General features: G+C 65.8%; 1 protein-coding gene. It reads left to right on the forward strand.

Annotated elements, in window-relative coordinates:
* Nucleotides 1–310: hypothetical protein (locus tag G6O68_RS32210; protein WP_165253860.1), on the forward strand; the 310-nt coding region annotated here is incomplete at both ends.

A 310-nucleotide genomic window follows, 5' to 3' on the forward strand; every position in this document is an offset into this window, starting at 1 on the left:
AGATCGCCGAGTTCGACGACTCTTTCCTCCTCCAGGTCAACGGCGACTTCCACGTGCTCTCGCCCGGCGATTTCGACGCGGTCCGCCTCAGGCTGGGTGGGGGTGACGACCAGTTCGAGTATTACGTCGAGACCCAGACCGCCGGAGTGAGCAGAACGGTGGAAGTCGACTTGGGCCGGGGCGACGATTTCGGGGCGGTCTACGCCTTCGGCCCGTTGGTCGACTCCTCCTTCTCGTTCGACGTCGACGGAGGCCTCGGAGCTGACCTCCTCCGCGTCGGCCTCTCTGGCGCGACCCTGGAGCGGTCGTT

Source organism: Paludisphaera soli (genome assembly GCF_011064595.1).
GTDB lineage: Bacteria > Planctomycetota > Planctomycetia > Isosphaerales > Isosphaeraceae > Paludisphaera > Paludisphaera soli.